Consider the following 8,104-nt stretch of genomic DNA (forward strand, 5'->3'; position numbering starts at 1 on the left):
TGATAAAAGTGAAATTTGCAGTAATTGGAAACCCCATTTCTCATTCATTATCGCCATTGATGCATCATGCAAATTTTCAATCTTTAAATTTGGAAAGCACTTATGAAGCGATAAATGTACCAGTTAATCAATTGCAAGACATTAAAAAAATAATTTCAGAAAAGAGCATTGATGGATTCAATGTTACTATTCCACATAAAGAACGTATTATTCCGTACCTAGATGATATTAATGAACAAGCGAAATCTGTCGGTGCGGTAAATACAGTTTTAATTAAAGATGGTAAGTGGATTGGTTATAATACTGATGGAATTGGTTATGTCAATGGTTTAAAGCAAATATATGAAGGTATAGAAGACGCTTATATATTAATTTTAGGTGCAGGTGGAGCAAGTAAAGGCATAGCAAATGAATTATATAAAATCGTTCGTCCTACTATAACAATCGCAAATAGAACGATGTCTCGTTTTAATAATTGGTCGTTAAATATTAACAAAATAAATTTAAGCCATGCAGAACGCCATTTAGATGAATTTGATATTATAATAAACACTACACCTGCTGGTATGTACGGAAATAAAGATTCTGTAATTTCTTTAAATCGTTTAGCTTCTCATACATTAGTAAGTGATATTGTTTATAATCCATATAAAACACCAATACTGATAGAAGCCGAACAAAAAGGAAATCCAATCTATAATGGTCTCGATATGTTCGTTCATCAAGGTGCTGAAAGTTTTAAAATTTGGACTAATCTAGAACCAGATATAGAAGCAATGAAAAACGTAGTAATTCATGAATTGAAAGGAGAATTATGATGTTAACTGGTAAGCAAAAAAGATATTTACGTAGTTTAGCTCATAACATTGATCCAACTTTTCAAATAGGTAAAGGTGGTATTAATGAAAATATGATTCAACAAATTTCTGAAACATTAGAAAAGAGAGAATTAATTAAGATTCATATATTACAAAATAATTTTGATGATAAAAAAGATTTAGCAGCATTAGTAGCTGAGCAAACGCAAAGTGAATTGGTACAAATAATCGGGTCAATGATTGTGTTATATAAAGAGTCTGAAGAAAATAAAGAAATCAAGTTGCCATAATGAATCAAAAAATCGTTCTCTTTGGCGGTCAATTTAACCCGATTCACACTGCTCACTTAGCAGTAGCAAGTGAGGTTTATCATGCTATTAAACCAGACATATTTTTCTTTTTGCCTAGTTATATGGCCCCTTTAAAGCATCATAATACGCAATTATATTCTGTACAGCGAGTAAAAATGATACAGCTCGCTATTAAGGAGATTGGATTTGGTGAAATTTGCACTACTGATTTAGATAGAAAAGGTCCAAGCTATACGTATGAAACCATTTTGCATCTCAGAAAAATATATCATAATGCACAGTTATACTTTATTATTGGAACAGATCAGTATAAACAATTGGATAAGTGGTATAAAATTAATGAATTAAAAAAACTTGTAACCTTTATTGTTGTGAATAGAGAAACTGATAACCAAAATGTAAGTAAAGAGATGATTTCTATAAAGATACCTCGAATAGATATAAGCTCCACAATGATTAGAAATAGAGTGAAAATGAACCAATCTATAAAAGTTTTAGTACCCAAAGGGGTAGAGAATTATATAAAGGAGGAGGGGTTATATGGAGATAAGTAAAGCTAAAGAACTGGTAAAAGAAAAACTGCCTGATAAACGTTATCAACATTCATTACGAGTGGCGGATACCGCAGTTAAGTTAGCAGAAATATACGATGGTGATATCAAAAAAGCTGAGTTGGCAGGTATATTACATGATTACTGTAAATACGAAGACTTAAGTACAATGTATCAAATTGTTAGACAATATGACCTTGAAAGTGATTTGCTTAGTTATGGTGGAGAGATTCTTCATGGACCAGTATGTGCGGCAATTATGAAGCATGAATTTGATGTAAATGATGAAGAAGTTTTACTTGCTATAAAATATCATACGACTGGACGTCAACAAATGACTAAAACTGAGAAACTTGTTTTTATTGCAGACTATATAGAGCCTGGTAGAAAAACGCCTGGAGTTGAAGAAATTAGAGATATGGCATACAATCAAGGTAGCTTAGATAAGACAATTTATGAGATTTCTAAGCGTACTGTATTATTTTTAATAGAAAAGGATATTACTGTATATGGCGCCACAATTGCGTGTTTAAATTATTATAATTATAGCGATGAAAGAATAAAGGATGATTAAATGAATTCAGAAGAATTATTAAATATTGCTGTCGAAGCGGCAGAGAATAAGAAAGCAGAAGATATTATTTCTCTCAATATGAATGAAATTAGTGATATGACAGATTATTTTGTAGTCTGTCACGGGAACAATGAACGTCAAGTTCAGTCCATTGCTAGATCTGTTAAAGAAGTGGCACATAAACATGATATTGAAGTTAAACGTAGGGAAGGCTATCAAGAAGCTCGATGGATACTTATTGATTTAGCAAATGTAGTTGTTCATGTGTTTCATAAAGATGAAAGAAGCTACTACAATTTAGAGAAATTGTATCAAGATGCACCTATTAAAGAATATGGTCAGGCAGTATTTTAGTCATGAATCAATATGAAGATATGAGTTTAGTTTATGACCAACTTACTCAAGATCAACCGTATCATTCGTGGTTTAATATTGTTCAACATTTCTTACCTTCTGATAGTCATGATTTGTTAGATATTGGTTGTGGTACTGGCAACTTAACACAGTTACTAACGTCACTAGGTGAAGTTACTGGTATGGATATTAGTGTAGATATGTTATCAATAGCTAGCCAAAAAACAAATCAGGTGAAGTGGATTGAAGGCAATATGACTCACTTTAATTTGAACAAAAAATTTAATATGATTACAATATTTTGTGATTCACTGAATTATTTAGAAACATTAAATGATGTAAAAATGACATTCGAAAGAGTGTATCAGCATTTAAATAAAAATGGTGTTTTTATTTTTGATGTACATACTGTTCATAAAATGAAAACATTATTTAATAATAAAAGTTATATTGATGAATCTGATAATGTTTTTGTAGGTTGGGATGCAATATGTGGGGAAGAACCATTAAGTGTTTATCATGAAATGACTTTCTTTGTATCACAGCAAAATGGATTGTATCGACGCTTTGACGAATCACATTATCAAAGAACATATGACGAACAAATCTATCGAAATTTACTACAAGATGTTGGGTATCATAGTGTTAAGACTTTTACAGACTTTAACATTCACAGTCATGAAGAAGATGCTCATCGTTTATTTTTTGTTGCTAAAAAATAAATTTTTAAAAGTAAAATCACTTCTCAGTACGTTAATAATACTGAAGGAGTGATTTTTTGTGTTTAATATTAATAGGCGATATATCGACTTTTTTATGAAATGGAAATTTTACATCTTAATTATATTAATAATGTTAATAACATTCTTTTTTTACTTGTTCAACGATAATAATAGTGATTTGAAACAGAATAGTCAGGAAGGACAATCTAAATTATCTGACCAGCAAATAACAAACAACAAAAAGTTAAATAAAAAAGAAGTGTCTATTCAAAAAGATAATACAAAAGAAACTAAAATATTTATCGATATTAAAGGTGCTGTTAAACATCCGAATGTATATGAAATGTCTTCTTCGAATAGAGTCATTGATGCTTTAAATAAAGCAGAGGTATTAAAGGATGCAGACTTATCACAATTAAATCTTTCTGAAAAATTAGTTGACCAAAAACTTATCTATGTTCCTAAAAAGGGTGAGAATAGTATGAAAATAGACTCACAGCAAGCAGCATTGAATTCGAGTGACGTAAAAATCAACACGAATCAACCTTTGAATTTAAACTCTGCTACTGAAGAACAATTGAAAAACATACCAGGTATAGGTCCAAGTAAAGCTAAAGATATTTTAAATTACAGAGAAAAAAATAATGGATTTAATAGTATCAATGACTTAATGAAAATAAAAGGATTTGGAAAGAAGACATTTGAAAAACTGAAAGAACATTTTGCTATTTAAATCATCATTTATTGCAATATTAAATCTAAATGATTAAGCTATAAATATTACAACTACTTATTTTAAGGAGGCATAGTTAATGGAACGAATTAAATGGGAAGAATACTTCATGGCTCAGAGTCATTTACTGGCATTAAGATCAACGTGTAGAAGATTATCAGTTGGTGCTACAATCGTAAAGGATAATAGAATAATAGCGGGTGGATATAACGGCTCAGTAGCTGGAGAAGTGCACTGTATTGATGAGGGATGTTTGATTGAAGATGGACATTGTATACGTACTATTCATGCAGAAATGAACGCGCTACTACAATGTGCAAAACAGGGTGTATCAACAGAAGGTGCAACGATTTACGTTACTCATTTCCCTTGTTTAAATTGTACGAAATCAATAATACAAGCAGGTATCAAAACGATTTACTATGCACAAGATTATCATAATCATGACTATGCCATTAAATTATTGAAGCAATCAGGAATTGAATATAAAAAAATTCCGTTTTCACCTGAATATGTTGCTCAATATCTGACTCAAGAATAACCAATGTTTTACATTGCTCTTTCTTTTTTGGTAGGGGTACTTTGGATAAAATTCAAAGTAATCTCTATCTCCTTAATATTAACGCTTTTGTTACTAATTATGATTAAAAGGCTTAATATTATAATACTATCATTAATGTTTATTTCAGCTATAAGTTCATTTTTTTTAATAAGTTCCTATAACCAAACTGAAATTAAAAACTTAAATAGTTTATATAGTGAACCTTTTATTGATGATTTTGTTAGTTTTAAATCTTTTACACCTAAATCAACATACTATACTGGCATATTAAATTATAAAAATAAAGACTATAGATACTTTTATAAAGCATTAAAGTCAAATTTGAAGCAAGATTTAACTCATAAAAGTTGTCGAGTTAAAGGAGAATTTAAATTCGATAAAGAGTTTCTCTTGTTGAATATTTCAACAGTTCAATTTAAGTCTTGCCAGGAAAACAGTATTTTCACTCCTATATATCATCATCAAAATTATATCACCAAAATTATTCATAAATCTGGAGTCACGCATCCTGAAAGAATATTAGCGTTGATAACTGGTGATACCTCTCTAATTGATGAATACTACAAATCTAACATCAGAGATATAGGTATTTACCATTTACTAGCTATAAGTGGTACACATGTTGGTACAATTATTGTCCTCGTTTATCAACTGTTAGTACGTTTAAATATACCTCTAGTTCTCATTAAAGGTGTAACTATTTTACTATTATTAATCTACGCTGTTTATACTGGATTTGTACCCAGTGCCATGCGTGCTATTTCAATTGCAATCATCATACTTATGTTGCCAATCCATTTTAGGAAAAGTTCTATACATGTGCTTTCATTTATATTTGTGTTAATGATTGTCTTAAATCCTCAATTTATTAATCATATTGGTTTTCAGTTCTCTTTTTTGATAAGTTTGTTTATTATATTGACAAAACCATATATAAGTGGTTTAAAACCACTTAAATGTTTATTTATTATTAGCTTTTTGGCTCAATTAGGTTCAATTGTAATTAATACCTATCATTTTAATCAATTTCAATGGATAGGTTTGCTATCTAATTTGATATTTGTTCCATTCTACTCTTTTATATTATTTCCTTCTGTCATTATCTACTTTATTTTAATTCATATTTTTCAACATAGCTTCCTATTAAATACTTATATAAATATACTTTTTAAATTTCACGATTGGATAGTTCATTTATTCTTAAATTTAAATCATTTTAAGTGGTACATTCCTAAATTAAACCAATATAGTTTACTTATTTTGATTATACTAACGTTAATTTTTCTTTACATACTTGTCTATAGAGGGATTGTTACATCCGTAATAAGTTTTTTAATTGTTTTAATCATTTTTACACATTTAATTGGACCACATTATGCCGAGTTAACACTTTTTGATGTGGGCCAAGGAGATAGCATTTTATTCAAAACAAAGTCAAATAAAAATGTTTTGATTGATACAGGAGGGAAAAGAAATGAAAATGTAAGTTTTAAACATAATAATATTGCCAAATATAAAATTTTACCCAGTATTAAGAAAAAGGGTATTACCACTATAAATTATTTAGTAATTACACATCCTCATGCTGATCATATGGGTGAATTAATATATTTTTTAAATAATATTAATGTGAATAATCTCGTTTTAAATATTGAAAGTTTCCCATTAGAATTACTTAAAGAGGTTACGACAAAATGCAAGGAGAAAGAGATAAAGATCATAGATGTAAACCAAGTAAAAAAAATAGAAATTGATAATAGTAAGATAAGCTTTTTAAATAGTTTTATACCATTAAGTGATGATAAAAATGAACATTCTATTGTTACATTAATTCAATATAATGGTATTAATATTCTACTGATGGGAGATGCAACTGTTAATAACGAAGACATTCTTATGAAGAAATATAATTTACCAAAAATAGATATTCTAAAAGTTGGTCATCATGGAAGTAGGACGAGTAGTTCGGAATTATTTATTAAAGATATTGAACCTAAAATCAGTCTTATATCTAGTGGTAAAAATAATAAGTATCATTTACCTAATTTTGATGTTATTCAAAGATTAAAATATTATGGTAGTAAAGTTTTTGATACTCAAGACAACGGGGAATTAACTATAAATTTAGATGAAGAAGTTTACATAGTCTACCGTGATATTTTAAATCAAAAGAGTTTAGCTAGAGAAAGTGTATCGTAAAGTGATATAATTCATGCGTATGATATATAGAGGAAGGTGTACGTATGAGCAACAATATCTTCACTGTCTACGGTGAAGTACCAGAATTAGTCGAAAAGAAAACAAAAGAAATTGTAAATGATTATCTAGGACAAGAGATAGATGACTTTAATTATGTAAAATACAACTTGTACGAGAGTGACCTAACTCCGATTATTGAAGAGACACTTACTATGCCTTTTTTTTCGGATAAAAAAGCAATTGTTGTTAAAAACTCATATGTTTTTACAGGAGAAAAATTTTCTAAAGATTTAAATCACAATTCTGACGAGCTTATAAAATTTTTAGAAAAATATGATGGTGAAAATCTCATTATTTTTGAAGTGTATCAGTCTAAACTAGATGAGCGAAAAAAACTCACGAAAACATTAAAGAAAAATGCACAACTTAAGAAAATTGAACAAATGTCTGAGAAGGAATTAAAGCATTGGATTAAAAATACACTAAACAATAATTATAAAGATATTAAGCAAGATGCTCTTGAATTATTTATTGAATTAACTGGTGTTAACTATAATATTGTTTCTCAAGAATTGGAAAAGTTAATTTTATTCATAGGCGAAAGACCTATAATTAATAAAGAAGATATCGATCTAATTATTAATAGAAGTTTAGAGCAAAATGTTTTTCTACTAACTGAATACATTCAAAAAGGTAAAAAGAATAAAGCTATACAATTAGTCAATGACTTAATTATTATGAAAGAGGAACCTATAAAATTACTGGCATTAATTACTAGTAATTATAGATTATATTATCAATGTAAAATTCTTAGTCAAAAAGGCTATAGTGGGCAACAAATTGCAAAGACTGTAAATGCACACCCTTATAGAGTAAAACTAGCACTCAATCAATCCCGTCATTATAAACTAAAAAGTTTGTTTAACATCATAAACGCTTGTGCAGAGACTGACTACAAACTAAAATCATCTTATATGGATAAACAACTTATTTTAGAATTATTCATACTATCTCTATAAAAAGTTTGAGGTAGCAAATATAAAATATATCCTATCAACAATAGAAATATTGCTTGTAAAGGAATAAAAGGAGTGTGGGACATAAAGTCCCAGGATAAGTAAACAAAGACAATTTCTATTGAAATAATATAGAAATTGTCTTTTTTATAATTTTTTTGATTATTTTCAGCTCGTTGAGCTGTTACTTCTCTTATATTAAGTACCATTAGCACAAATCCTAGTTCTCTATTATAATTTTTCATTATTTTTTTATTTGTTTTT

Annotated in this window: 10 protein-coding genes and 1 pseudogene; 10 read left to right on the forward strand and 1 reads right to left on the reverse strand. The window is 28.6% G+C overall.

Going from position 1 to position 8,104, the window contains the following annotated elements; translation table 11 throughout:
- Positions 1 to 8 precede the first annotated feature (8 nt).
- The 10 genes from aroE (at position 9) to holA (ending at position 7,843) form a co-directional block, all read left to right on the forward strand.
- Positions 9 to 818: a shikimate dehydrogenase gene (gene aroE / locus HMPREF2897_RS06700; protein ID WP_002490286.1), complete on the forward strand. Its 810-nt coding sequence runs from the start codon at positions 9 to 11 to the stop codon at positions 816 to 818.
- Positions 818 to 1,108, forward strand: a complete 291-nt coding sequence (gene yhbY, locus HMPREF2897_RS06705) for a ribosome assembly RNA-binding protein YhbY (protein WP_002475687.1) — start codon at positions 818 to 820, stop codon at positions 1,106 to 1,108. Before aroE ends, yhbY begins: the two co-directional genes overlap by 1 nt.
- Positions 1,108 to 1,683: a nicotinate-nucleotide adenylyltransferase gene (locus tag HMPREF2897_RS06710; protein WP_002446583.1), complete on the forward strand. Its 576-nt coding sequence runs from the start codon at positions 1,108 to 1,110 to the stop codon at positions 1,681 to 1,683. The genes yhbY and HMPREF2897_RS06710 overlap by 1 nt, the downstream gene beginning before the upstream one ends.
- Entirely contained in the window at positions 1,670 to 2,254 is a 585-nt protein-coding gene (gene yqeK, locus HMPREF2897_RS06715) for a bis(5'-nucleosyl)-tetraphosphatase (symmetrical) YqeK (RefSeq protein WP_070592836.1), read from the forward strand. Before HMPREF2897_RS06710 ends, yqeK begins: the two co-directional genes overlap by 14 nt.
- Positions 2,255 to 2,608 carry a ribosome silencing factor gene (rsfS, locus tag HMPREF2897_RS06720; protein WP_038813154.1) on the forward strand — a complete coding sequence of 118 codons (354 nt, stop codon included), beginning with the start codon at positions 2,255 to 2,257 and terminating at the stop codon, positions 2,606 to 2,608. It abuts the gene before it with no gap.
- A gap of 2 nt (positions 2,609 to 2,610) precedes the next feature.
- Positions 2,611 to 3,330, forward strand: coding sequence for a class I SAM-dependent DNA methyltransferase (locus HMPREF2897_RS06725; protein ID WP_002446579.1), 720 nt, complete (start codon positions 2,611 to 2,613; stop codon positions 3,328 to 3,330).
- A 58-nt stretch (positions 3,331 to 3,388) separates the two neighbouring features.
- Positions 3,389 to 4,063 (forward strand): helix-hairpin-helix domain-containing protein, encoded by a 675-nt coding sequence (locus HMPREF2897_RS06730; protein ID WP_038813155.1) that lies wholly within the window; start codon positions 3,389 to 3,391, stop codon positions 4,061 to 4,063.
- Positions 4,064 to 4,142: 79 nt separating this feature from the next.
- Positions 4,143 to 4,604 carry a ComE operon protein 2 gene (locus HMPREF2897_RS06735; RefSeq protein WP_002446577.1) on the forward strand — a complete coding sequence of 154 codons (462 nt, stop codon included), beginning with the start codon at positions 4,143 to 4,145 and terminating at the stop codon, positions 4,602 to 4,604.
- Positions 4,605 to 4,607: 3 nt separating this feature from the next.
- Complete coding sequence (locus HMPREF2897_RS06740) at positions 4,608 to 6,824, forward strand: DNA internalization-related competence protein ComEC/Rec2 (protein WP_038813156.1); 2,217 nt, start codon at positions 4,608 to 4,610, stop codon at positions 6,822 to 6,824.
- Between the two features lie 44 nt (positions 6,825 to 6,868).
- The gene (holA, locus tag HMPREF2897_RS06745) at positions 6,869 to 7,843 is read left to right on the forward strand and encodes a DNA polymerase III subunit delta (RefSeq protein ID WP_038813157.1); all 975 of its coding nucleotides are present in this window, start codon (positions 6,869 to 6,871) and stop codon (positions 7,841 to 7,843) included.
- A gap of 71 nt (positions 7,844 to 7,914) precedes the next feature.
- Here the strand turns inward: holA and HMPREF2897_RS13125 are convergent.
- Positions 7,915 to 8,104, reverse strand: a pseudogene (locus HMPREF2897_RS13125) (IS5/IS1182 family transposase); the annotation flags it as partial.

It is taken from the genome of Staphylococcus sp. HMSC065D05 (assembly GCF_001813195.1).
GTDB classification, from domain to species: domain Bacteria; phylum Bacillota; class Bacilli; order Staphylococcales; family Staphylococcaceae; genus Staphylococcus; species Staphylococcus epidermidis.